The 23,928-nt window shown below is 57.9% G+C and carries 21 protein-coding genes; 4 read left to right on the forward strand and 17 right to left on the reverse strand.

Annotation, left to right across the window (positions count from 1 at the left end; genetic code table 11):
• Nucleotides 1-15: 15 nt before the first annotated feature.
• The 6 genes from OZX71_RS05785 to OZX71_RS05810 all read right to left on the reverse strand — a co-directional run bounded on the left by OZX71_RS05785 (nt 16) and on the right by OZX71_RS05810 (nt 5,981).
• Nucleotides 16-1,296, reverse strand: coding sequence for an HRDC domain-containing protein (locus OZX71_RS05785; RefSeq protein WP_277159658.1), 1,281 nt, complete (start codon nt 1,294-1,296; stop codon nt 16-18).
• Between the two features lie 250 nt (nt 1,297-1,546).
• A complete protein-coding gene (locus OZX71_RS05790) occupies nt 1,547-2,017 on the reverse strand; it encodes an ASCH domain-containing protein (protein WP_277159659.1) in 471 nt (156 codons plus the stop codon).
• Nucleotides 2,018-2,109: 92 nt separating this feature from the next.
• The gene (locus OZX71_RS05795) at nt 2,110-4,119 is read right to left on the reverse strand and encodes a RecQ family ATP-dependent DNA helicase (RefSeq protein ID WP_277160669.1); all 2,010 of its coding nucleotides are present in this window, start codon (nt 4,117-4,119) and stop codon (nt 2,110-2,112) included.
• Between the two features lie 260 nt (nt 4,120-4,379).
• A complete protein-coding gene (locus OZX71_RS05800) occupies nt 4,380-5,003 on the reverse strand; it encodes an isochorismatase family protein (RefSeq protein WP_277159660.1) in 624 nt (207 codons plus the stop codon).
• A gap of 97 nt (nt 5,004-5,100) precedes the next feature.
• Nucleotides 5,101-5,610 carry a PIN domain-containing protein gene (locus OZX71_RS05805; protein WP_277159661.1) on the reverse strand — a complete coding sequence of 170 codons (510 nt, stop codon included), beginning with the start codon at nt 5,608-5,610 and terminating at the stop codon, nt 5,101-5,103.
• The gene (locus OZX71_RS05810; protein ID WP_277159663.1) at nt 5,607-5,981 is read right to left on the reverse strand and encodes a type II toxin-antitoxin system RelB/DinJ family antitoxin; all 375 of its coding nucleotides are present in this window, start codon (nt 5,979-5,981) and stop codon (nt 5,607-5,609) included. Before OZX71_RS05810 ends, OZX71_RS05805 begins: the two co-directional genes overlap by 4 nt.
• 412 nt (nt 5,982-6,393) lie before the next feature.
• On the opposite strand from OZX71_RS05810, the gene OZX71_RS05815 reads away from it, so the two are divergent.
• The 3 genes from OZX71_RS05815 (at nt 6,394) to OZX71_RS05825 (ending at nt 8,107) form a co-directional block, all read left to right on the forward strand.
• On the forward strand, nt 6,394-6,813 hold the full coding sequence (locus OZX71_RS05815; protein WP_277159664.1) for a hypothetical protein: 420 nt from the start codon (nt 6,394-6,396) through the stop codon (nt 6,811-6,813).
• A complete protein-coding gene (locus tag OZX71_RS05820) occupies nt 6,800-7,003 on the forward strand; it encodes a helix-turn-helix transcriptional regulator (RefSeq protein ID WP_277146497.1) in 204 nt (67 codons plus the stop codon). Before OZX71_RS05815 ends, OZX71_RS05820 begins: the two co-directional genes overlap by 14 nt.
• Nucleotides 7,004-7,114: 111 nt before the next feature.
• The gene (locus tag OZX71_RS05825) at nt 7,115-8,107 is read left to right on the forward strand and encodes an NAD(P)-dependent oxidoreductase (RefSeq protein WP_277159665.1); all 993 of its coding nucleotides are present in this window, start codon (nt 7,115-7,117) and stop codon (nt 8,105-8,107) included.
• A 183-nt stretch (nt 8,108-8,290) separates the two neighbouring features.
• Here the strand turns inward: OZX71_RS05825 and OZX71_RS05830 are convergent, their stop codons facing one another.
• The 5 genes from OZX71_RS05830 to OZX71_RS05850 all read right to left on the reverse strand — a co-directional run bounded on the left by OZX71_RS05830 (nt 8,291) and on the right by OZX71_RS05850 (nt 14,153).
• Nucleotides 8,291-9,151, reverse strand: a complete 861-nt coding sequence (locus OZX71_RS05830; protein ID WP_277159666.1) for a dipeptide/oligopeptide/nickel ABC transporter ATP-binding protein — start codon at nt 9,149-9,151, stop codon at nt 8,291-8,293.
• Nucleotides 9,144-9,932, reverse strand: coding sequence for an ABC transporter ATP-binding protein (locus tag OZX71_RS05835; protein ID WP_277159667.1), 789 nt, complete (start codon nt 9,930-9,932; stop codon nt 9,144-9,146). Before OZX71_RS05835 ends, OZX71_RS05830 begins: the two co-directional genes overlap by 8 nt.
• 107 nt (nt 9,933-10,039) lie before the next feature.
• Complete coding sequence (locus OZX71_RS05840; protein WP_277160670.1) at nt 10,040-10,864, reverse strand: ABC transporter permease; 825 nt, start codon at nt 10,862-10,864, stop codon at nt 10,040-10,042.
• Nucleotides 10,865-11,037: 173 nt separating this feature from the next.
• Nucleotides 11,038-12,009: an ABC transporter permease gene (locus OZX71_RS05845; RefSeq protein WP_277146493.1), complete on the reverse strand. Its 972-nt coding sequence runs from the start codon at nt 12,007-12,009 to the stop codon at nt 11,038-11,040.
• Between the two features lie 311 nt (nt 12,010-12,320).
• Nucleotides 12,321-14,153, reverse strand: a complete 1,833-nt coding sequence (locus tag OZX71_RS05850) for an ABC transporter substrate-binding protein (RefSeq protein WP_277159668.1) — start codon at nt 14,151-14,153, stop codon at nt 12,321-12,323.
• Nucleotides 14,154-14,344: 191 nt separating this feature from the next.
• Here OZX71_RS05850 and OZX71_RS05855 point away from each other — a divergent pair, with 191 nt between their 5' ends.
• Entirely contained in the window at nt 14,345-15,121 is a 777-nt protein-coding gene (locus tag OZX71_RS05855) for a type III pantothenate kinase (RefSeq protein ID WP_277159669.1), read from the forward strand.
• Nucleotides 15,122-15,170: 49 nt separating this feature from the next.
• Here the strand turns inward: OZX71_RS05855 and OZX71_RS05860 are convergent, their stop codons facing one another.
• The 6 genes from OZX71_RS05860 to OZX71_RS05885 form a co-directional block, all read right to left on the reverse strand.
• Nucleotides 15,171-16,580: a sugar ABC transporter substrate-binding protein gene (locus OZX71_RS05860; protein WP_277159671.1), complete on the reverse strand. Its 1,410-nt coding sequence runs from the start codon at nt 16,578-16,580 to the stop codon at nt 15,171-15,173.
• A gap of 160 nt (nt 16,581-16,740) precedes the next feature.
• Nucleotides 16,741-18,096 (reverse strand): extracellular solute-binding protein, encoded by a 1,356-nt coding sequence (locus OZX71_RS05865; RefSeq protein WP_277146489.1) that lies wholly within the window; start codon nt 18,094-18,096, stop codon nt 16,741-16,743.
• A gap of 294 nt (nt 18,097-18,390) precedes the next feature.
• Nucleotides 18,391-20,472, reverse strand: coding sequence for a beta-galactosidase (locus OZX71_RS05870; protein ID WP_277159673.1), 2,082 nt, complete (start codon nt 20,470-20,472; stop codon nt 18,391-18,393).
• Between the two features lie 32 nt (nt 20,473-20,504).
• Nucleotides 20,505-21,524, reverse strand: a complete 1,020-nt coding sequence (locus OZX71_RS05875) for a carbohydrate ABC transporter permease (RefSeq protein ID WP_277159674.1) — start codon at nt 21,522-21,524, stop codon at nt 20,505-20,507.
• Entirely contained in the window at nt 21,521-22,450 is a 930-nt protein-coding gene (locus tag OZX71_RS05880) for a sugar ABC transporter permease (protein WP_277146487.1), read from the reverse strand. The genes OZX71_RS05875 and OZX71_RS05880 overlap by 4 nt, the downstream gene beginning before the upstream one ends.
• 160 nt (nt 22,451-22,610) lie before the next feature.
• Nucleotides 22,611-23,924 carry an extracellular solute-binding protein gene (locus OZX71_RS05885; RefSeq protein ID WP_277159675.1) on the reverse strand — a complete coding sequence of 438 codons (1,314 nt, stop codon included), beginning with the start codon at nt 23,922-23,924 and terminating at the stop codon, nt 22,611-22,613.
• Between the last annotated feature and the right edge of the window lie 4 nt (nt 23,925-23,928).

A 23,928-nucleotide genomic window follows, 5' to 3' on the forward strand; every position in this document is an offset into this window, starting at 1 on the left:
GCCTAAAGGCAACCCTCATATAATAACGCGCCTCACGGACTCTGCAATAAGCGCAATCTGCCATTTTCTGGCACCCTGCTCGCACAGAAATTCCGGGATGTCGAGATCGGCCGCGTCGTCACGCCAGCAAAGGTTGCGAATGATCTGCGGCTTGATGAGCACGTCATGCGGAGTATTGGTATCCTGCGCAATCTGGGAGATGACGGCGCGCACCTTCTTGAGACGTGCGAACCGGTCGGGATGATGTACCGACCAATATTTCATGGAACGCGGCGCATTGACCTGCTCTTCTCGCGGCGGCGCCGGCGGTTCCGGCCAGTCCCTGGGCTTGAGCTCGAGGGCCTCCTGGATGGTTTCCTTCCATACATTGGGGCGCACCGAACGCTGGATGGGCGCGTAACGCTCGAACATCTTGTCCTGCTCGTTGCCCATGTGGATGCGCACACGTTCGTTCAGGCTGCGGATGGCGCGGAACTGGCGGGTGTTGTGCGGCTTCTTCTGGGCCGCCTCGATGATGGCCGCGTCGCTTAAGAGCAACGTCGGCGCGATGTCATCGGCGCGGGCGAGTTCGTCACGCTTTTCCCAGAGCGCCTTGGCCACGGCTTGGCCGCGTCTGTCATGGCCAAGCACGGTGAAATGGGAGATGCGCATCCACGGCACCGGATGCCCCGGCTGAGGTCCTGTCCCTTGGGCGAGCGCATGGTCGAATTCCTCCTCGGCCCATTCGGACTTGCCGGCTTTTTTGAGGTCGGCGCGCATATGCTGCTCGAGCTCAATCAACAGTTCCACGTCAAGCGCGGCGTAATTGCGCCAGTCACGCGGCAACGGCCGGTACGACCAGTCGGCCGCGGAATGCTCCTTGGCGAGCGTGATGCCAAGGTAATGCTCGGTGACGGCGGCCAGGCCGAAACGTTTGAGACCAAGCAGCCTCGCCGCGATCTCGGTGTCGAAGAGCGCATGCACCTTCATGCCCAAATCGGTGAATCCGGGCAGGTCCTGCAACGAATCATGAATAATCCATGTCGCGTCGCCAACGACCTTGTTGAACTCATTCCAGTCCACGCCGACCTCGTTGAGCGCTATCGGGTCAAAAAGGACGATGCCGGAGCCGGTACGTTTGAATTGGACCAGCCAATCCTCGTGGCCATAGCGATAGCCCGAGGCGCGCTCGGCGTCGGCAGCCAGCGAACCGCTGCCCGCGGCCAGCCTGTCGCAGGCTTCATGGAATCCGTCGAGGGTATCAATGACCTCGGGGACGCCCCCACGTGGCTCAGACTGCAACCGTGGCTCGCTCAAAACCGAACTCCTACTCCGCCTTCACGCAGCCTTAACGCCACACCTCAAATCCCAAGCGTTGCTGACTTTTCACCGTGATGGACACCGCTATACACTAAATCCGGCGTCCACCATATCGCGAGCCTTGGGCAGCAGAGCCTATACGGTTTATTCTCGAAACGGAAGTCTGTCAAACACGCTTCGCTCGCTTCCGACAAGCGACTTCTTTGCCGTCTTTCTTTGAGTAGCAATGCTTGGAATGTCTCTCCACTCACAACCGCTTAATGACAGCGAACCGTTCGCAGACCACTTTGGTGTCGTCGTCCACGGTGAACGAATCGTCCCCTATCTCCTCGAGGAACTCGGGGCTTCCCCAAAACCGTTCGTGGGCCTTGCGCCAGCCGGCGGCATCGTCGTATTCCTCGCCCTCACCTCGGGCATGCTCATCGGTGATATCGCGCAACTTGACGATCTTGACCTCCATCAGCCGAGTCACGCATGCCGGTTTGTCATCGGAATCAATCACCACAGCCAGCTTCCCGACCTGCGGCAACGGTTCATGGTCATGCTCGTACTCGGCAAGCAGCGAGCTCGTCGTGGTTTTGCGCCCCTCCAGTATCGCTTTGACCAGCTGGTCACGCAATGGCCCAGGGAAGGCATATTCATCACGCTCAAGGGTGTCCAAATCAATGGTTTCAAGATCGATATCCGCGTTATCGTTCGTTTCTGCTTCAGCATTCATCGCCATTCTCCTTTCTTTTATCTTCCAGTTGATGTTATTTCCCAGTCGATGTTATCGGTCAATATCCAGCCGCGGCCATTGGTGTTCATCGGCTACTGCGCACGCACCACATCCATGAAACGAGGGCCATAAAGATGCAGCTTGTTTTCGCCCACGCCATTGACCGCGAGGAACTGCGCGTCGGTGACCGGTTTGATGCGGGCCATGTCACGTAGCGTCTTGTCGGAGAAGACGATATAGGGAGGTTTGCCGATCTCCTGGGCGATGGTGCGCCGCAGCTCGCGGAATTTCTGGAACAACGCCTCGTCCTCTTCGCTTGGCTCGTAGTCGCCGAACGATCCGGAAACCGAGCCAGACGCCCCTGCGCCATTGGCGGTATCGGCGTCGTAGGAACCAAACGCCTTGCCGTAGGCGGCGACCATCGGTTTCTTGCGTTGAATCCGCTTGATCTCATAGTGGAAATCAGGACTGACGGTCTCGCTGGCGCGCGCTCCGAACCGTATGATCGGCAGCCTGCCCTCGGAGATGAACAGATAGCCATCGGTCGCCATCTGGTTGATGACGTCACGAATCCGGGCGTCCGGAACATCGTGCAGCGCCCCATAGCTCGGCACCTGGTCCAAGCGGCGGCTGATGAGATCCTGCGCCTTCGAGCCACGCAGCACCGAGACGATCTTGCCCATACCGAAGCTCTGGTTGAGATCGTGGACGCAACGGCTGACGGAACGGGCCACAGCAGAGACATCGATGGTCTCGAACGTGCTTTCGCAATTCGCGCAGTTGCCGCATTTGCTTGGCGCCGAATCGGCTGCCTCATTCGTGCCCGATTCGGATTCGTCGTTTCCGTTGACATTGCCGGCGGCATTCACGTTGTTCGGATCGGCGAAATAGCGGACGATGTAACGATGCAGGCACTCGGTGGTTCGGCAATAGCCGATCATCGCGTTCAGGAGTCGACGATGGTTCTGGCGGACGATTGCCTGTTCCTCCTCGCTCATACGCTCGTTGTCGGAATCCATGTCCAGCAGCCTGCGTCGGGTGACGATATCCGACTCGTTCCAGAGCAGTGTGCACCGTCCCGGTTCCCCGTCACGCCCGGCCCTGCCGGCCTCCTGGTAATAGGCCTCGATGCTTTCGGGCATATTGTGGTGGATGACATAGCGCACATTCGACTTGTCGATGCCCATGCCGAAGGCGTTGGTGGCCACGACCACCGGCACCTTGTCGGTGACAAAATCGCGTTGCGCCGCCTCGCGCGCCTCGGCGGACATGCCGCCGTGATAGGCCACGGCCCCGATGCCGTGTCGGTTCAGCTCATCGGCGAGCGTCTCGGTCTCCTTGCGGGTGGCGCAATAGACGATGCCCGACTCGTCGGCATGTTGGGACGCATAATCGGCAATCCACAGGTTCTTGCGTTTGGTAGGCATATTGATGATATCGAAATACAGGTTCGGCCGGTCGAAGCCTGTGACCGTGACCTTGGGCGCTTTCAGCCGCAACAAACGAACGATATCACGCCGCACTTTTTGCGTCGCTGTCGCGGTGAACGCGGCCACGGTCGGCCGCACCGGCAGCGAGTCGATGAACTCGCCGATGCCCAAGTAGGACGAGCGGAAATCCTGACCCCATTGCGACACGCAGTGCGCCTCGTCGACCGTAATCAGAGAGATGTTCACCTGCGAGGCGAAGTCGCGGAAACGCTGCGTCTCCAGACGTTCCGGCGCCACATACAGCATCTTCACGTCGCCTTGCCTGGCCTGCGCGAACACCATACCCTGCTCGTCGGCCCCTTGCGTGGTGTTGATGAACGCCGACTTGATGCCCGCGTCATTCAGCGCGTCCACCTGGTCGCGCATCAACGAAATCAGCGGCGAAATGACGATGGTCAGCCCCGGCAACATCGTGGCCGGCACCTGGTAGCAGATGGATTTGCCGGCACCGGTCGGCATGACGCCCAGCACGTCGTGTCCGGCGAGGACGGCATCGACCAGATCTTCCTGCCCTTCACGGAACGAATCGTAACCGAAATAACGCTTCAGCGCCGCGAGCGCATCGCCTTGGTCGAATTTCGGGGTATCCACAGCTGGCTTCACCGCAGACATACCCGCAGCAGCCCCTTGCATATCCTGAAGATGCAGGGCCCATGCCTCGTCCTCTTCAGACGGATCCGCCTCTTGCATTCGCCACTGTGTTTCGTCATCAGTGGGTGCAAAACAATCGCCCTCAGCCGGATAGCCGTCTTCGGTCATATCAACCAATCCATCATCCTTCTGTTCGTCATTATCCTTTTAGTTGCGGCAATCAGCCGACAATCCCGTCACTTGCCGAGAGATCGGCGCATACCATCGCCGGCTTTCGACGCTCAGCCGTCCAGTCCGTTCTTGAGCTCGACACCGGCTTTCCTCATTTCCATACGTGCATTGACGCCCTGATCCTCGCTCACCGGTTCGGTCATGTCCTCGAACACCGTGACGCTATAGCCCAGTTTCTTCGCATCGAGCGCGGTCTCCTTGACGCAGTGCGATTCGGCCAACCCGACCACATCGACGTGTTCGACGCCTGCATCCTTCAGCCCCTGTGCCAGCGTCTTGCCGTCCTTCTGAATCGTGGCGAATTCCTCGCGGGTCTGCACTCGGTCGGTATTGTCTTCGATACCTTCGAAACCCGAATAGGCCGAGGCGTATTGGCCTTTCTTGAAATGATGAGCGACGCCCAGTGCGGCGATCTGCGGCATCAGCTCGGCGTTCGGCGTGCCCGCCACGCCGTGTTTCGGCCAGGAATCCACGAAATCGGGGTGGTCGGAGAAATGCGAGCCTGGTTCGATATGCCAATCCTGCGTAGTGGCGATATAAGCGTAATCATCGCCATGCGCCTTCACATATTGCGCGATGCGTTCGGCCACCGCGGTGCCGCCCTCGACACCGAGCTCCCCTCCTTCGCAGAACGTGGGCTGCACATCCACGATGATCAATGCCTTGCCTGCCATATCGACTCCTGTCGTCACACGAATCCGAAACTTTCGAATTCTCAAACAACCCTACAAAGAATGCCCCGTTTGCACAACCAAACGCGAATCGCGCCGTTCAGCTCTCAGAATCATCGCCATCGATCTGCTTCAGCGCATCCTCGACGCTGACGCACAAATCGGGGAAATCCCTAATCAAATCCCGGTCACCGGTCACCACCATGTCGGCATCGGCCTGACGCGACGCGGCGATGATGAGATTGTCTTCATAATCAGGATGTACAGAACGCAATTTCAGCGCGTTTTCGCAAACCTCACCGTCGACGGCAGCGACCGCACACACCTCCAGAATCGATTCGACACTCGACCAACCAATCTGGGAGACAAGCTGCTGGACGGTGGCCTGCTCAACACCTGCCATGGCATCTTTGAACTCCCGTTTGGTGTTCACTTTCACAATGTAATCGACATCTTTGAGCGACAATGACACACACATAGGATTCAAATTCAAATCGGCACATGCGTCCATGAGCTTCAACGCTGCAGACTCCCGCAACGAACGATGCATGACGATATCGAGAAGAATATTGGTATCAAATACAATATTGTGTTTGGTTTCCTTCATCATACCGCCACGCTTTCTGCCACACTCTCTCGAATATAATCCTCATATCGTTGCTCATCCGCATAATCATGCAATTTTTTGGCGGACATCAACTTGAACGGATCGTCGCCACGTCCGATAAGCCCCATGTCTTGCAACGTTCGCGGAACTATTCCGCTCATATTGTCGATCTTCTGAAGTTTCTTGCGTTTTTCGAGCTCCCGATCTTCTTTCTCAGCAGCCGTGCTCAAATCGGGAATCTCTCCAGAATCTTGAATGAAGTCCCACAGTTCGCGGATCACGGAACTCGGAGTCTTGCCAATACGCTTCAGTATCTCGTCGACTTCGTCTTTCAAGTCGGCATCGATACGAATGTTCATCTGCACCATCGTCATGCCAATCCCCTTTGCATCAGACAATCAATCCTCATTGCTATATAATATATTAACGTATAGCATTATAAAAGTCAAACTAATAAAGAAGACATCATCTTCACTTGCTTTTATTGTATTTTATCCACTAAAAGTTATGAGCTATACGCAATATACAAATCCCTCCCACAGACCAATCTGACTTTATATAGACAAAGAACCAGTAGTCGAAATCAATAACCGAACCGCGAACCACCACCAACGCTGAATTATTAATGTGATATATTTGCAACATAGTGATAAATACATCACTATGTTTTGCAGACATGGACAGTCCATAACCGCGAGAAAGGAACCGAAGATGCCGATACCGTCACATCGTTGCAATCCCAACAGTTGGTCGCTCAACCAGATACGCCGAGCACAATTCGTTTGCATGCTCACGGCCACCATCATCTCGCTTCCAGCGGTGTTCTTCCCCGACACTTGGATCTGGCAACACTTTCTTTGTATGCTCGGGTTCATCATTCCCACAGGAATCGATGCCGCCCTCAACAAACTCATTTCACGCGGCCCAAACGGCATGTTCACCATGGGATTGCACGACTCCGCGGAAAACAGACTGAAAGACGAGAGCGCGCTGCTCCATGAGAATCAGGCGAATACCATATCCATTTTCATTCTGTTCCTAGTGCTCATCTGCATCGCCATGATCAACCAGTTTGTGCTGAACAACTGGCTGCGTTTCAACGTTTATCTTCTGCTTTTCCTTGTCTCATTGATGGCGACGTTGCAGCTAGGCTGTTATCTCTATCTCGAACACCGAGACCTGAAGGCCGCCGATGCCAAGGCTTAATACCACACTCAAACAGGTACGGCAGAACGCCGGCATGACACAATCAGAACTTGCCGTGTTGGTCGGTGTACGGCGCGAGACCATCATCCGGCTTGAAGCCGGCGCATATAACCCATCGCTGAAGCTGGCACTTGACATCGCCCACGTCTTCGATACCACTGTTGAAAAACTATTCTCTTTCGACGAATGAAACACGCCAAAGAGCACGGACGCAACACGCGACGATAACAAACCTTCAGCATCATCTTGGTATCGATAGTGTCCATTCCCATCGGTCAGAGGCGGAATTATCCTTGTTAATATGAACTACCGCGAAACCCAACCCGAACGTACCGATCTGCCTCTGGTCGTCATCCCCTCGATGTTCGCGGCCATGGCCCAGCCGCTCGCCACCGGCATGCGTATCCTGCGCAACGTCGCCCGCGTACGCACCTACCACGATTTCAACATCGAGCCAGAAACCATCCTCGAACGCTGCAAAGACGCCGATATCGTCGTGGTCATCGGCTTCCACGTCACCGGCGACCTGCTCGAGCGATTGGGCAGCCACGTGCGCTGTTTCGTCTTCGGAGGCACCGGCGTCGCCAATTTCATCGACCTGAAACGTACGCGGGAACTGGGTATTCGCGTGTGCAACACCGTTCACTACGGCGACGAAACCGTTGCGGAATATACGTTCGCGCTGATCTTCGAGCTCGCGCGCTCCGTCGGCGCGATGGATCGCGGCATCCGTGAAGGCAACTGGAGCGGGCTGGAAGGCACGTCGCTGAAGGACAAGACCATCGGCCTCATCGGTTTCGGCGGCATCGGCCAGACGGTCGCCCGCATCGCCTACGGCTTCGGCATGCACACCCTGGTCTGGAATTCGCACGTCAACGCCGCCACCGCGCGCTCGTTGGGTGCAACCAGAATCGAAAGCATCGGCGAGCTCATGGCGCATTCGGACATCGTCAGCGTCCATCTGCCCCTGAACGATGAAACGCGGGCGGTCATCACCGCCGACGACTTGGACCAGCTGAAATCCGGCAGCTACTTCATCAACACCGCCCGAGCCGAAGTCATCGAACCCGGCGCGCTGGCAGCCCGACTCGACCGCGGCGACATCAAGGCCGCCATCGACGTCTACGACAAGGAACCGCTGCCGGCAGATGACCCGCTGCGCTCGACGCCCCACACCGTCCTCACCCCGCACGTCGCCTGGCGTGCCGACGACGCCTACCGCGACCTCTCGCGCCAGATGGCTCGTTCCATCCTCGCCTTCTGCAACGGCGAGCGCTTCAACGTGGTCGAATAGGCGTGCAACAGCCGGCGTCTCGGTTCGGCGGCCCATACAACGGTTGATGCGACCGAAAGCACGAATCTGCATGCTTTTGGTCGCGTTGACAGTTTCGATGCAACCAAAAGCACACGTTTACATGCTTTTGGTCGCATCAATCGTCAACCGCATTGTTCTAATCGTAGGTTGCGATTTTGGCGTCTACAGCGACGCGGCAGTCACCAGTTCGCGGGTGTAGTCGGCTTTCGGGCAGTTGAGCACGTCATCGGTGGCGCCGCTTTCCACCACCTTGCCGTTGTGCAACACGACGATGCGGTCGGCGATGTGCTGTACCACGCCCAGATCGTGCGAGATCATGACGACGGCCGTTTCCGGACGTGACTTGCGGATGGCCGCAAACGCCTCGAGAATCTGCAGACGGGCCGCCACATCGATGGCGCTCATCGGCTCGTCGGCGACGATGAGCTTGGGATCGGTGACCAGCGCACGGGCGATGGCGACGCGCTGAGCTTGCCCGCCTGAGAGGTCGACGGGGTATCGATTCAGGAATTCGTTGGGATCGAGACCGACCAGCGTCAAGGACTCGCGCACTTTTACATCGATATCCGCACCATCGTTGTTAACGTTGTTCGCACTGTTAACGTTGTTCGCACTGTTAACGTTGTTCGCACTGTTAACGTTGTTCGCACTGTCCGTCCGTATCTTGCGTTGTATTTTCAGCGGCTCGGCCACCGACTTCGCCACCGTCCAACGCGGGTCGAGCGAGGAGAACGGACTTTGGAATATCAGACTTGACTCACGTCGCAAAGCTTGGTATCCCGCGGATTTTCGGCCTTCGACCGGCTTGCCTTCAAAGCTCACCGTTCCCGAGGTCGGCTTGTCGAGCCCCAAAAGAATCCGCGTCAGCGTAGACTTGCCCGAACCGGAACCTCCGATCAACGCAAGGCACTCCCCCGGTTCGACCTCGACGTCAACACGATCCAATGCGGTCTGCTGGTCTTTACCTTTTCCGAAAGTACGGCTTATGGCGTGGCCGCTCAGCAATATCTCCCGTTCAGTCATCGCGATCCTGCTTTCGCTGCAATGTCAGCTCTCGTGCCGCGCCGACCAGTTTCTTCGTCTGCCCGGCTTGTGGATTTTCCAACAGTTCGGCGGTCTTCCCCGATTCGATGATTCGACCTCCGTCGAGCACATAGCAACGCGTGGTGGCGCGGGCGAGCACCGAGAAATCGTGGGTGATGAAGAGCATCGAGGCCCCGGCCTTGTCGACGAGCGTTACCAGCAGGTCGACGATCTGACGCTGGGTGATGGAATCGAGCGCCGTCGTGGGTTCGTCTGCGATGATCAGACGCGGCGAGGTGATCAGCGCCGTGGCGATGCCGACGCGCTGCTGTTGGCCGCCGGAAAGTTCGCTGGGATATTTCCTCGCTGTCGCCTCATCGAGCCCGACCTTGCCGAGCATCGCGGCCACGCGTTCCTGCCGATCGACCTTGTCCAGATCGTAATGGAGTTTCAGCGGCAGCTCGATCTGTTTGCCGACGGTCAGGACCGGATTCAGGGACGTCGCAGGATTCTGGAATACCACGCCGACATAGCGCCCGCGCAAATCGGCGAGTACGGTTTCAGGCGACCCGACAACCTGCGTGCCGTCGAGCGTAACGGAACCTTTCGCGGTTGCATTCGCCGGCAACAGACCGAGCATCGCCTTGGAAATCATCGATTTTCCGGAACCGGAGGAGCCGATCAGGCCCACCCGCTCGCTGTCGCCGATATCGAGATCGACACCGCGCACAATCGGTTTGCCGCCGATGGCAACGCCAAGGTTCCTGACTTCAACGCTCATGGTTCGCCTTTCCGTCGGGAAATTCGGCACCGTTCCTGCCGCAATCTGCAGATATGCCAGCAACAAAGCGAGACGATGCCGTTACCTCTGTTTGGGAAACCGCCATTTCAGGACCTCCGCAATTCCGGATTCGCAACGGGATCGAGGGCGTCGCGCAGCACGTCGCCGAAGACGTTGAGCGCCACCACCACGAGCGTGACGATGAGGCCCGGCCAAAGCACGGTCAGCGGATAGACGTTGATGAACTTGACCGAGGTGGCCAGCGAATGGCCCCAGCTCGGCACACCGCTCGGCACACCGACGCCGAGGTAGGTCAGCCCGCTTTCAGCGAGCACCGCAGTGCCGGCGGAGAGCGAAAGCTGGACCATGATGGTCGGCATCGCATTGGGCAGGATATGGTGCAGCATCACCGATAATCCCGATGCACCATACGAAAGCGCGGAACCTACATAGTCGGAATTGGCCGCCAGCAACGCCTGCGGCCGTGCTATACGTGCCAGATTGAGACCATAACCGATGCCGCAGGCAATGACGATAACCGCCACCGAAGCCCCCATCGGAACCGCGAGAATCAGGGCGATTAACACGGTCGGAATGGAAATCAGCGCATCCACCGCAACCACCGAGACGTTCGAGAGCGCCGTGCTGCGTGAGACCATCGCTCCGAGCAGCACGGTGCCGAGCGCTCCAGCAACAACCACCGCGAGGACAGCGATGAACAAGTTTGTGCGAGCCCCGGCCATCAGCCAGCTGAACACGTCTGCCCCGGTGCCGTCGGTGCCGAGCCAGTGCGCCGAGGACGGCTTGGCCCAGACGTGGTAGCCGTCCGTCGCCCACAGCGATTGCGGGGTCCAGATCAGAGAGACCAGCGAAACCGCCACCCACAACGCCAACACGACCAGCGCGAACCTGCCTTCGCCGCGTCGCCACATAGAACGCAATACAATACCGGCTTTGCTGGAATGGTGCGTTTCCGAATCGGTCGATACGTTCTGCGAATACCGGATCGCCATTGTTTCGCCGGAATCAGTACGGTCTTGTTGCGTATCCATCGGTTCCTCGCTGATTCGATTCGTATCGTGCGCGTCGTATTCGTCGTTTCCTGTCATTGCGCACCTCTCTGCGTGGCGTGCTTCAAGCGCGGGTCGAGCAGACGATGCAGCAGGTCGACCAGGAAGCCGACGAAGAGGAAGAACGCGGCCAGCATGAAAAGCTCGCTCTGCACCGCGATCAGGTCGCGGTTGCCGAGGTCGGTGACCAAGCCAGCACCGATGCCGGGCAGCGCGAAGAGGTTCTCGATGACCATGACGCCGGTGATCATGCCGGCGAACATCAGCCCGACCACACTCACCAGCTGCGGCGTCGCCAGTCGCAGCCCGACTTTGAGCGCGGCCTGACGTCGCGTATAGCCGCAGGCCATCGCCTGGTCGATATACCCGCTTTGCATCACGTCGCCCAGCGCCGAACGCGTATAGCGCATCAGGCTTGCGCCGTCGATGATGCCGACCGTCAACGCCGGCAGCACCAGCGAGACCAGTGCCGTTCCGAAACTGCCCCAACCCGTCTCCGGAAATCCTTGCGACGGCAAGATACCCAGCAATCCGGTGCCGCGCCCGAAGAGCAGAATCAGCAGCAGACCGCCCCACAACGCCGGAATGGCACCGCCGACGATAGCGACGAAATGAAAGACCGAACGCAACGCCGGTCGCGTGGCCAGCGTGGCCACCACCCCAAGCGTCAGACCGATGGCGAGCGCCACGATGAGCCCCAGCACGATCAACGGGAAGGTGACGGCGGCGCGCATGGCGACCATCGAACTGATCGAACGGCCGGTGAGCAGTGACGTGCCGAAGTCGCCGCGCAGCAAACCGCCCATCCAGCTGAAATACTGCACCGTCAGCGGCCGGTCGAGTCCCATCTGCGAGCGCAGCTGCGCCACACGCTCCGGCGGCGCGTTGAGACCTGCCATCACGCTGGCCACATCGCCCGGCAGAATGCGCAGCGCCGCGAAGATCACCACCGAAATGGCGAGCAGCGCCGCCACAAACAGCAGGAAACGCCGAATGACGAATCGCATCTACTCACCTGTTCCTTCCCGGATCACATTTCGAAACAAACATCTGCAATCTTTTCTCGGATCCTGTGATTAACTTTGCACATATCTTTCCTATACAGCGATAATCACGTTTACAAGTCACATTCCGTGATTAACTCTGCATATACATCGCAGATACAGCGATAATCACATTTTTGCGGCATATTCTGTGATTATCGCTAGATGAACACTCATTTTGCAGAGAAAATCACGATTCCGCTCTCTATGCCCTAATTTTCGTCCCATTCTCATCGTGAATCATGAACCACTTGTCGCACACCCTATACAGCCCGCTACTTGCCCTCCGGCGTGTACGTCACCCCATAGAGCGGCAGCAGCGTCTGGTTCAGGTTGAGCGGGAAACCGTGCACGCCCTTTTTCATCGCGGTGGTGATGCGGTAGTTGAACAGCCAATCCGCCGGCGCGTCGACGCTCACGACCCGTGCGGCACGAGCCAGCAACGCATCACGCTGGGAATCGCTGGAAGCCGCCATCGCCTGGTTGTAGTAGTCCTTGACCTTCTGGTTGCTGTAGTTGTAGTAGTACGCGTCGTTGACCCACTGCGCGAAATCGTGGCTTTCGTTGTGGTCGACCAGGGAAAGGTCGTAGTCCTTGTTCTTCAGCACGTCCTGCAGCCAGGTCGAGAACTCGACCACGTTGACCTTCAGATCGATGCCGATGGGTTTCAACTGGCTGCGCAGCTGGTCACCGAGCTCGGTGCCGTAGGTGTTGGCGTAGGTCAGCCGCAGCGTCAGCGGATGGTCAGGCGAGTAGCCGGCTTGTTTCATCAGCGCCTTGGCCTTCCCGACGTTGTGCGGGTAGAGGCCGGTCAGGTCCTCATAGCCCGGGTCGAGCGAAGGAATCGGCCCGCCCAGCGGCTTATCGGCCCCGCCGCGCGAGGCGATGAGCTGCTGGTGATCGATGGCGTAGCGGATGGCCTGACGCACGCGCACGTCCGAGGTCTTCTCGCCTTTGGAATTCATGGCGAGCACGTACTTGTCGGTGTCGTCGCCCGCGGCCACGGAATAATGCGCAGCGTCCTTTTCGAACGGCTCGGCGAGATTTTCGGTCACAGGCGCCAGCACATCGACATCCCCGCTATTCAGCGCGTTGACGGCCGCGTTGTCATCGTTGAGATAGCGCAGCACGACGCTCGGGGTCTTGGCCTTGTGGCTGCCCCAGTAGTTCGGATTGGCTTTAAGCGTGATGGAATCGTTCGGCACGAACTTGGCGACGGTATACGGCCCGGAGCCCACGGCCTGCGTCTTCATGTCATAGTGGGCGTCGCGATCGAACACGAGTCCCGGCCGGCAGGCCAGCTCCCACAACAGCTCGGCGTTGGGCGCACTCAGGTCGAGCCTGACGGTATCGGCGTCCACGGCGGTCACGGATTTGAAGTTCATCAGCGATTCGGAATCGTGATAGTGCTTGGCGACCAGTTCGTTGATGGACCACGCCACGTCATCGGCGTCAAGCTTGTCGCCGTTGGAAAAGGCCATGCCCTTGTTCAAGTGGAAGATATAACTGGTGCCGTCAGCGTTCTTCTCCCAGCTTTTGGCCAGTCCGGGGATGACCTTGTTCTTCGAATCGCGCGCGACGAGCCCTTCGTAGACGTTGCCGACCAGCACCTGATCGAGCGCGGAGCCGGACTGGTTGCGGATGTCGAGGTTCGTGGGCGCAAGCTTCAGCCCGATAGTGACGGTTTCGGCTTTGTGCATCTCTGCCACTCCGGTGTCAGCTTTCCGATTCCTGATCACCGCAAAGGCGACGATCAATGCCACCACGATGACCGCCGCGACAATCGCCCAGATCCAGCCTTTTCCCCTGCCGTTTCCGCCGCTGCTATTTCCTCCGATGCCACCAGCGGCCCCCTTGACATGTGCGTTGAGCGTCTCATCGGTGCTGGCCGCGTTGTTCGCATTGACCTTGACACTCGAGTTATCGCACGCTTCTGCGTTCACGCCGGAGCCCCCAGCGTGAGCAGAACCGCCTGCAACATTCACGCTGTCGCCAACAGCATGAACCGAACCATCCAGAGCGTTCGCCGCCGTCCTGTTGGTGTCGTTGCCTGTTACGTTCTTGTCGGTTGCGTCGTTTTCGCCGTACGCACCTGGATTGGTAGGCATACATTCCTCTTTGATAGAAATCATTGAATTCGCTAGCCGCCTTCACAGGTCGACTGCAATTGAACATCATACGAATACCGATAGATTTACGCCGCCGGCAGCGTATGATGGAACCCAAGACGAAAGGCGATACGGCGCACGAACCAAGCGCCGCAACATACGCCGGTAAACTCCAAGGGAAACGGACGAAAATGCTACTCGCGATTGACATCGGCAACACGAACATCGAAATCGGCGTTGTAGACGACAACTCCCCTGCCGTCACCATCACCAATACCTGGCACATCACCACCAAAACGTTCAGGACCAGCGACGAATACGGCTTGCTGCTGCTTCAATTCCTTGATTCAGGCGGATATGCCGCGGATGACGTCGAGGATGTCATCATCGCTTCCGTCGTTCCTCAAATCATGCATTCCTTCCGTTCCTCGATCGTCAAGTTCCTCGATATCGATCCGATCATCGTCGGCCCCGGCGTCAAATCAGGACTGTCCATCCGCATGGACGACCCGAAATCTTTGGGTTCGGACTGCCTGGCGGATTGCGTCGGCGCATACGCGATATACGGCGGCCCGGTGCTGGTAGCTGATTTCGGCACGGCTACCACCTTCAATTATGTGGACGGCAACAAGGCGATCACGGCGGGGCTGATCAGCCCGGGACTGCAGACCTCCATCAGCTCCTTGGTATCCGGTACGGCCCAGCTGCCCGAAGTCGAGATCACACGGCCGGCCTCGATTCTTGCCAAAGGCACCAAAACAGCGATGCAGGCAGGCCTATATTACAATTTCCTCGGCGGCATCGAACGCACGATCAGCCAGTTCCACCGCGAAATAGACGAGGATTTCAAGGTGGTCGCCACCGGTGGCCTCGGCTCGGTGTTCAAAGACGACACCGAAGCCATCGACGTCTACGACCCCGGCCTCATCTTCAAAGGCATGTCCGTCATCTATCATCTCAACGCCTAGCACGGATGAGACGAATAAGATGTATAGATAAGGTGCATAGCACGCATCCTTATTGCAGGCTGAAGCCCTGATTCGTGCCGTATTCCTTGATGTCCTTCTGCCATAGCCCGATTCCCTGCATCAGGGTGATCTTGGGACCGGGATCCTGCGGCAAGGTCAGCGGACTGCCGTCAGGATTGGTCTGCCCGGCGTCGATCCGGTCCTGTACCTTCTGCACCGAACGTGCGGCGTTCGCCCACTTATAGGACTGACCGACCGTCCCCTTGAAATCGCCTCGCGCGTAGACTTCGAAGGGAAGATACTGATAGCCGACCGACACGTTCTCGGCGGCGCGCGAAAGCACACGGTTGAACTGCTGTCCGCCAAAATACGGTATGTCGATGCCACGCGAGTCCCGAACCGTGGTCTTCGTCAGAAACGCGCGGCTGTTCAATGTCGCTTTGTCCGCGGGAAATGCTCCGCCGTCGACACGTTTAGCGATGCCGGAACGGTCGAGGCAGACGTAACGGATGAAGCGCATCGCCGCCTCGGGCTTACGGGTCAGATGCAGCACCGCGAGAGCCGAACCGCCATTCTCCGAATTGGCACGCGAGCCATCGGCCGTCGGCATTTGCCCGACACGCCAGAGCCCCGCGCTGCCCGGCACGTCGGAGAGCAGCAGCGAAGGCATCCACGCCCCGGTGAACACGGAGGCGACGCTGCCCGTCGCCAGTGCGTTCTTCCAGCCTTCCGACCACGTGTTGAGCTGGGTGTCGACAAGCCCTTCGTCGATCATCTTCTGCCAGAACGTCGTGAAATCCTGGGTGCCTTTGTCGTCGGCGAGATTCACGGTGACGGTTTTGCCGTCGCCGGTGGTGTGAAACGGCCGTCCGCCGTTAAGCCAGATCATCGCATTGTAAAAGCTTGCGTCACCGGAATCGGCGGCGATATAGACGCCTATCGCCTTGAGCTTTTTGGCCGCCTCGTAATAGTCGTTCCATGTGTGGATCTGCGAGGCGTCGACACCGGCCTGGCGGAAAACGTCGTCATTGTAGAAGAACGCCATCGGCCCCGAATCCATCGGCACCCCGTAAACCTGTCCGTTGACGTGAACGCTCGACCATGTGCCGGGCGTGTAATTGTCGCCGTAACCTTGGGTCGCCTCGGTGATGTCACGCAGCTGGCCGCTCACGGCGTACTGCGGCAGGGCGAAATACTCGAGCTGCACCACGTCCGGCATATTGTAGCCGTCCTGGATGGCGGAATTGAGGTTGTCGTAACCACTCGTGGACTTGATGTCGACACGGATATCGGGGTTGGCTTTTTCGAAATCCCTGGCCTCGGACTGCATGCTCGGTTCCCACGACCAGACCGTGATCACGGTGCGGTTGTCCTGAGTCCCGCAGGCTGCCGTCGCCGCAAGCATCAGCGAAGCGCACATCGCCGCAAGCAGCCTCAGATGCCGCCGAACCCTGCTCATTGTGCCCCTGTCGTCAATCCGTCGTTCATTCAACGACAAGTCTACCGTCACCTTGGGAACCGTCGGAAGCTCGACATAAAAAATGTTCCGCGGACCCAACTGAACAATCATTCGGGTCCGCGGAACATCATCTATCGTTTTGGCCGATCATCGGCGGCAGTTACTTCTCCTTGACGGTGTAGCCCTGCTGCTTGGCATAGTTGACCATGTTCTTCTGCCAGGCTTCGATACCCTTGTTGAGGGTGATCTTCTTGTCGGTGAAGGCACCGCCGGCGTCATCGGCGAACACGCCACGGGCATAGACCTCGAACGGCAGGAACTTGTAGCCGGGAATCACGTTCTTGGCGGCCTTGGCGAGCTCCTCGTTGAACTTCTGTCCACCGAAGTACTCGTTGGGCTTGCCCTTGTCGTCGGTCATCGAGGTCATGTTCAGGAAGTCGCTGGAGGAAAGCGTATCGTTGTCGGCCGGGAAAGCGCCGCCATCGACGCGGGTCTTGATGCCTTCCTTGTTGTGGCAGGCATATTCCATGAACTTGTAAGCGGCCTTGGCCTTGGCGCTGTCCTTGGTCTTGATCAGAGCGAGCGAGGAACCGCCGTTTTCGGAGTTCTCGGTACCGCCCTTCTCCCAGGTCGGCATCTGCGCCACGCGCCACTTGCCGGAAGCCTGAGGAGCGCCGGAAAGCAGGTTGTAGGGCATCCATGCGCCGGTGAGCAACGAGGCGATGGAGCCATCGCCCAAGCCCTTGTTCCAATCGTCGGACCAGCCGGCGGTCTTGGTGTCGATCAGGTCTTCATCGATGAGCTTCTGCTCGAAATCAGTCCACTTCTTGACCTTGTCGTTGCCGGCCAGATTGATGGTGACGGTCTTGCCGTCCTTGCTGGTCTCAAACGGCGTCGCGCCTGCTTGCCAGGTCATCGAATCAAAGAAGCCCGCATCGCCGGAATCGGAGGTGATGTAGTTTCCGGTGGCGCGAATCTTCTTGGCGGCCTCGTAGAACTCGTCCCAGGTCGTCGGGACCTCGGTGACGCCGGCCTTGTCGAAGACCTCCTTGTTGTAGAAGAAGGCCATGGGGCCCGAATCCATCGGCAGTGCATAGACGCCGCCGTTGACGTTGACCGAATTCCACGTGCCCGGAGTGTAGAAGCTCTTGTAGCCCGAGGCACCCATATCCGAAAGGTTGGTCACATTGCCACGAATGACGTATTCAGGCAATGCGTAATATTCGATCTGCGCGGCGTCAGGAGCGCCCTTGCCCGCAGACATGGCGTTGTTGAGCGCGGTGTATTCCTTCTTGTTCGTTCCCGCGTTGGTCACCTTGACGGTGATATCGGGATTGGCTTTCTCGAACCCTTTGACGGTGCGAGGCAGTGTGGAATCCCAAGACCACACCAGAATCGAGGTCTTACCCCCCTTCGAAGAATCTGCAGAGGAATTGCCGGAACCGCCGCACGCGGCCAGCGGTACCAACATGGCAGCCGCTCCGACCATTGCGATCACTTGCTTAGTGAACTTCATCGTTCTTTCTCCTTCCCCAAATGCGTTAGGCAAATGGAAATCCTGTTTAACGTAACCAATCTTCACTCATCTCGATATCCCTTCAAACCGATAAAGGCCGAAACCGGATATTCGACAATCGATTGTTCAAATGATTGCGATAACATTTTTAATTATACTTCACACATATGCAGTTTGCAAAGCTATATACGAGCGTTTTTCTTTTTCTTCCCATGAGCTTCCTCTACAAAGCCTGATAGATGACCAGCCCCTGTCAAAGCCCGCAAGAACGTTGTTTTATTTGTAGATTTTTCGTCATCCTTTCACTATGATCAAACCATTCGGCGAAATACAGGCCGTATCCCCCGTCTCGGCATATTGCGCCAGCGAAGATACCACGACTTCTCCGTCAAACCTGACCGTTACGTCACCACTGCCACGGTTGAAATAGAATACGAAATCATGCTGGCCATCTTCGCCGCTTCGCTCTACGCGAAGGACTTGACCGACATCCGCAGCGGAAGAATGCCTGATACCCATATCATCAAGCACTTTCGGCAGGGAAATCCGCAGACCATCGCGACCCAATTTGCCGCCGATATAGACACACTGGCCCGAACCGAATGGATTGACCACAATAGCCGGCACGCCATTCATGCCGGTGCGCGGATCCGCCTGATAGGTCTCCAATACTTTCGCATCGGGAGCGGTCGAGGTGATCCAATCGGCCAGATCGTGGGCCACTGCCCCATTGCTCAGGTCCAGATGGTCGAGGGCGCCGGGGAAATCATCGCCCATCGGCGTGAACTCCTCACTTCGCACCCCCACGACATCCTGAATCGAACCGGGATAGCCGCCCAGCCAGATATGGTCGCGTTCGTCCGAAATCCCCGTATAGTAGGTGACGAAAAGCTTTCCGCCATTCGACACGTAATCACGGACACGTTGCGAATCGGTCTGGCTCAGCAGATACACGCACGGAAGCACCGCGGCTTCATAGCTGTCCCAATCGCCTCTCATCGGCACCATATCAGCGGTGATGCCCAAATCGGCGAACGCACGGAACCAGTCCAGGGGCTCGGTGAGATGGCGAACGTTCTGCGTCGGATTCGCGCTGTGTTCCGTGGCCCATTCGCTCTGGTAATCGAAGACGACGGCAACAGAGGATTTCTTCAGCTCGGTCCCCTCGAGACCGGCGTCCGAAAGCCGCTGCAGATCCTCGCCGAGTTCGCAGACATCACGGAATATCTGGCTGTTCTCGCCGGCGTGCGGCACCATGGCGCTGTGGAATTTCTCAGCTCCGGCACGTGACTGCCGCCACTGGAAATAGCAGATGGCATCGGCGCCCATGGCCACATGTGCCAGTGCGTCTCGCACGGTCTGCCCGGGTTCCTTGCGATAGTTGATCGAACGCCAGTTGACGGCGGCCGTCGAATTCTCCATCAGGAACCACGGACGCTTTCGCGACAGGCCATCGACCAGCGAAGCCGAATAGGCCAACTCGTCCAGATGCGCTTCGCCCGGGGTGAAGTAATGGTCGTTGGAGACGAAATCGACTTCGTCGCTCCAGTCGTCATAGTCAAGATTCGAACCGACGGCGCTCACCATGAAATTCGTGGTCAGCGGCTTGCCGGGCGTGATCTGCGCCAAGGCATCCCGTTCCGCCATGAAGAAATCCTTCAGGGCGTCGGAACTGAACCGCTTGAAATCAAGCAGTTTCCCGGGGTTCATGAAGTTGCCCTCGCCGATATAACGCGGCGGGATGATCTCGCTGAAATCATTCATCCTCTGCGCCCAGAACGTGGTGCCCCAGGCGTCGTTGACCGCCTCGATGGTGCCATAGCGCGCCTTGCACCATTCCTGGAAAGCGCGCATGGCATCATCGGAGTAATCAAAGCGGTTGTGGCAACCATATTCGTTGCCGACATGCCAGGAGACCACGTAGGGATTGTCCTTATAATGCTCGGCCATCTTGCGGCAAAGCCTCAGGGCGTATTTCCGGAAGATCGGTGAGGTCGCTCGCCAATGCTGGCGGGCGCCCGGCCAACAGATGTTCCCGCGCTCATCACGCCAGAGCACCTCGGGATGCGCCTGCGTCAGCCACATCGGCGGCGAGGCCGTGGCGGAGGCCATATCCACCGCAATGCCGGCACGCCCGAGCTTGTCGACGATGCGGTCGAGCCAGCCGAAGTCATAGACCCCGTCGCTGGTCTCGATCTTGGCCCAGGAAAAGATGCCAAGCGAGACCAGATTGACCCTGGCCTTGTTCATCAGCCGGATATCGTCGTCCCAGATCTCCTCAGGCCACTGCTCGGGGTTATAGTCGCCGCCGTACCAGAGCCTTTGCCTTTGCCCGTCAAGCGGTTGTGGCCAACGATACGTTCTCCGTGCACTCATGCTGTGTATCCCTTATGTTGTCTCATCGGACGCTATTCTTTGACGGCGCCTGCGGCGAGGCCGGACTGCCAGTACTTCTGCAGGAGCAGGAACGCGATCACGAGCGGGACGATGGTGACCAGGCTCCCGGTGATGACCAGGTTCTGGATGGCCTGCCCGCCCGCGGTGGAGGCCTGGTCCTTCCACTGGTTCAGACCGATGGTGAGCGGGTACCAGTCGGCGTCCTTGAGCATGATCAGCGGCAGGAAGTAGTTGTTCCACGTCGCCACGATCGTGAACAGGGCCGTCGTGACGATGCCCGGCGCCAGCAGCGGCAGGGCGATGGTGAAGAACGTGCGCATCTCGCCCGCCCCGTCCACGCGCGCCGCCTCCATCAGCTCGGTCGGCACGGCCTGTTCCGAGAAGATCCACATCAGATAGAGACCGAACGGGCTGATCAGGCTGGGCAGGATCATCGCCCATGGCGTGTTCGTCAGCCCCAGCTTGGCGAAGAGGAGGAACTGCGGGACGGCCAGCGCGATGCCCGGCACGCTGATCGCGCCGATCACGACCGCGAACACGGCCTTGCGACCCGGGAACCGGAACTTCGCCAGCGCGTAGCCGCCCATGATCGCCAGCAGGGTCGCCCCGCCGGCGCCGACCACCACGTAGAGCAGCGTGTTCAAAAGCCACCGGCCGAAGATCCCGTCCTGGTAGGCGAACACCTCCCGCAGGTTGTCCCACAACGCGAACGTATGGCCGAAACCGAGGCCGAACGTCGAGGTGAAGTCGGCCTGCGTCTTCGTGGCGTTGACCAGCAAATAGACGAACGGGAACAGGCAGTACACCGCGAACACCGCCACCACGACCGTCAGCGGCCAGCTGCGACGCGGATTGTCCGGATTGCTGAACCCGCTGCGCGCGCTCCTCTTCCGCTCGGCCGCCTCGTCACGCGCCACCCGGCGCCGGCGCACCCGCTCCGCCCTCCTGGCGGCACGCTCCTGCGCCCTCAGCTCCGAGGCCGACAGACGGCCGACACCCGATTCGGTCTGCAAGCCAGTAACCCCGCTCATCTCATCTGCTCCTTCATGCTGTTGAGCTGCACCGCGTACGCCACCGCCATGGTGATGATCGCCATCACGATCGCCAAAGCCGCCGCATAGTTCGACTGCCCGCCCGTGAAGCTCAGGTTGTACGCGTACATGTTCGGCGTGTAATACGTCGTGATCGCGTTGCCCGGCACCATGTTCTGCATGATCGAAGGCTCGTTGAACAGCTGGAAGCTGCCGATGATGCTGAAGATCACCGTGATCGCCAGGCTCCCCTTCAACTCCGGCATCTTGATCCGCCGCACGATCTGCCACTCCGAGGCCCCGTCGATCGACGCCGCCTCATACAAAGAATGCGGGATCGTCGACAACGACGAATAGAAGATCAGCATGTTGTAACCCGTGAACTCCCACGTCACGATGTTGCCGATCGACGCCAGCAGCACCGACGGCTGCAACACGTCCAGATGCGTGCCCAGCCAGCCGTTCAGCGAACCCACCAGACCGTACTTCGCGCCATACATGAACCCCCAGATCAGGGTGGAGACCACCGCCGGCACCGCATACGGCAGGAACGTCGAGATACGGAAGAACCTCGTGCCGTGCAACCGCATCGAATCCAGCGCCAGGGCCAGCAGAGCCGACAAGGCCAGCATGATCGGCACCTGCACCAGGGTGAACAGCGTCACCCGCCACACCGAACCCCAGAACTGCCCGTCACGGAACAGACGCAGATAGTTCGCGAACCCCACGAACACCGTCCCCCCGATCATCCTCGTCTGGAAGAACGACAGATACACCGCATACACGATCGGCACGATGAACACGAACAAAAACACCACCACAAACGGCCACAAAAACTTCCAGCCACGCCAATCCACACGATGACCATTCACCGGCACCGAGTCGGCGTCTCGACTTTGCCCGGCAGAAACCTCTACTGCACTCATTTTGCATCTTCTCCTTCGAAGAAGGTTCGGCGGCAAGCCTTACCGCTCGCCAACCAAAAATGGTTACGTTACCATTATAGCATTCCCGCCAGCAAGAGATCTATTTTTCTTTTCAAGCGTGTCATCTTGCTAGCAGGGAACGCCATAGCCCATCATCAAATCAGTCCATCTCGTACCCTTGCTGTTTGCCATAGTCGATGAGCTGCTTTTGCCAGCCTTTGAAGCCCTGATCGAACGAGACCTTGCCAGTGACTGTCTGGCCGGCAGTATCTCCGTAAATGGAACGAGCGTAGACATCATAAGGCAGGAACTGCCATTTGGTGTTGACCTCGGCTGCGGATTGAGAAAGAACCTCGTTGAATTTTTGATCGCCGAAATAGGGATCCGTCCGTTCCTTGAACGCTTGGGAATTGAGAGTTGCCCTATCCGAGGGGAACTGACCCAGATCTATACGGGTTTTTATGCCCTCAGCGTTGTGGGACGCAAAATCAATGAATTTCCATGCGGCTTTGGTCTTTTTCGAGCTGGCAAGGATCGCCAACGTCGACCCACCATCCTCGGCATTCGACTTCACCCCGGCTGTAAAAGCAGGATTCTTTGCGACTCTCCAATTGCCGGCCTGTTTGGCCGCATAATCATCAAGCATGGAGACCATCCATGCGCCTCGCGTCAACGACGCAAGCTTCCCATCATTCAAAGCATGGGCCCAATCGTCCGACCACACCACGCTTTTGGTATCGATCAGACCTTCCTGAATCATTTTCTGCCAGATGGCCTTATACTTCTTATATCCGGAATCATTCAACAAATCGATGCTGACATGGTTCCCCTTCGTTTTAAACGGGTGCCCGCCGGCAGACCACAGCATCATTTCAGCAATGGCCGGGTCGGCAGCGTCGGCAGTGATGAAATAGTCCGGCCCAAGAGCATGGATCTTTTTGGCTGCCTCATAATACTCATCCATGGTTTGCGGAACCTGCGTGACGCCCGCACGATCGAAAACCGCCTTGTTATAGAACAAAGCGACAGGCCCTGAATCAATCGGCAAACCGTAGACGCCACCGTTGATATTCACCGATTTCCACGGGCCAGGCGTATAGAAGTGCGAATACTTGCCTGCACCCAGATCAGAAAGATTCTTCAGCGACTTGCCCATGACATATTGGTTAATCGCATAATATTCGACCTGAGCAACATCAGGAGCACCTTTCCCTGCCGAAATTGAGTTGTTGAGCGCCTTGTATTGTTCGACACCGGTTCCCGCATTCGTAATCTTCACCTTGATTTTCGGGTTTTTCTTCTCGAATTTCTTCTTGACATTTGTGATTGTAGGCTCCCAAGTCCAAACGTTAATCGTGACAACCCCATTGTCACTCTCATCTTGGGCTTGTTTGGAACCATTGCCACAAGCCGCCAGTGAGATCGAAGTCGCGGCGGCCAAAACAACAGCGGATATTTTCTTCAAATACTTCATCGTA

The organism is Bifidobacterium sp. ESL0764, from assembly GCF_029395515.1.
In the GTDB taxonomy this organism is placed as follows: Bacteria; Actinomycetota; Actinomycetes; order Actinomycetales; family Bifidobacteriaceae; genus Bifidobacterium.

What these genes read in the sequence shown, in the direction of transcription:
- OZX71_RS05880 (WP_277146487.1), bottom strand. Translation starts at nt 22,450, where the DNA reads ATGAGTGCAGTAGAGGTTTCTGCCGGGCAAAGTCGAGACGCCGACTCG.
- OZX71_RS05845 (WP_277146493.1), bottom strand. Translation starts at nt 12,009, where the DNA reads ATGCGATTCGTCATTCGGCGTTTCCTGCTGTTTGTGGCGGCGCTGCTC.
- OZX71_RS05875 (WP_277159674.1), bottom strand. Translation starts at nt 21,524, where the DNA reads ATGAGCGGGGTTACTGGCTTGCAGACCGAATCGGGTGTCGGCCGTCTG.
- OZX71_RS05820 (WP_277146497.1), top strand. Translation starts at nt 6,800, where the DNA reads ATGCCAAGGCTTAATACCACACTCAAACAGGTACGGCAGAACGCCGGC.
- OZX71_RS05855 (WP_277159669.1), top strand. Translation starts at nt 14,345, where the DNA reads ATGCTACTCGCGATTGACATCGGCAACACGAACATCGAAATCGGCGTT.
- OZX71_RS05865 (WP_277146489.1), bottom strand. Translation starts at nt 18,096, where the DNA reads ATGAAGTTCACTAAGCAAGTGATCGCAATGGTCGGAGCGGCTGCCATG.
- OZX71_RS05870 (WP_277159673.1), bottom strand. Translation starts at nt 20,472, where the DNA reads ATGAGTGCACGGAGAACGTATCGTTGGCCACAACCGCTTGACGGGCAA.
- OZX71_RS05805 (WP_277159661.1), bottom strand. Translation starts at nt 5,610, where the DNA reads ATGATGAAGGAAACCAAACACAATATTGTATTTGATACCAATATTCTT.
- OZX71_RS05835 (WP_277159667.1), bottom strand. Translation starts at nt 9,932, where the DNA reads ATGAGCGTTGAAGTCAGGAACCTTGGCGTTGCCATCGGCGGCAAACCG.
- OZX71_RS05860 (WP_277159671.1), bottom strand. Translation starts at nt 16,580, where the DNA reads ATGAGCAGGGTTCGGCGGCATCTGAGGCTGCTTGCGGCGATGTGCGCT.
- OZX71_RS05850 (WP_277159668.1), bottom strand. Translation starts at nt 14,153, where the DNA reads ATGCCTACCAATCCAGGTGCGTACGGCGAAAACGACGCAACCGACAAG.
- OZX71_RS05810 (WP_277159663.1), bottom strand. Translation starts at nt 5,981, where the DNA reads ATGACGATGGTGCAGATGAACATTCGTATCGATGCCGACTTGAAAGAC.
- OZX71_RS05800 (WP_277159660.1), bottom strand. Translation starts at nt 5,003, where the DNA reads ATGGCAGGCAAGGCATTGATCATCGTGGATGTGCAGCCCACGTTCTGC.
- OZX71_RS05885 (WP_277159675.1), bottom strand. Translation starts at nt 23,924, where the DNA reads ATGAAGTATTTGAAGAAAATATCCGCTGTTGTTTTGGCCGCCGCGACT.
- OZX71_RS05790 (WP_277159659.1), bottom strand. Translation starts at nt 2,017, where the DNA reads ATGAATGCTGAAGCAGAAACGAACGATAACGCGGATATCGATCTTGAA.
- OZX71_RS05825 (WP_277159665.1), top strand. Translation starts at nt 7,115, where the DNA reads ATGAACTACCGCGAAACCCAACCCGAACGTACCGATCTGCCTCTGGTC.
- OZX71_RS05840 (WP_277160670.1), bottom strand. Translation starts at nt 10,864, where the DNA reads ATGTGGCGACGCGGCGAAGGCAGGTTCGCGCTGGTCGTGTTGGCGTTG.
- OZX71_RS05795 (WP_277160669.1), bottom strand. Translation starts at nt 4,119, where the DNA reads ATGTCTGCGGTGAAGCCAGCTGTGGATACCCCGAAATTCGACCAAGGC.
- OZX71_RS05815 (WP_277159664.1), top strand. Translation starts at nt 6,394, where the DNA reads ATGCTCACGGCCACCATCATCTCGCTTCCAGCGGTGTTCTTCCCCGAC.
- OZX71_RS05830 (WP_277159666.1), bottom strand. Translation starts at nt 9,151, where the DNA reads ATGACTGAACGGGAGATATTGCTGAGCGGCCACGCCATAAGCCGTACT.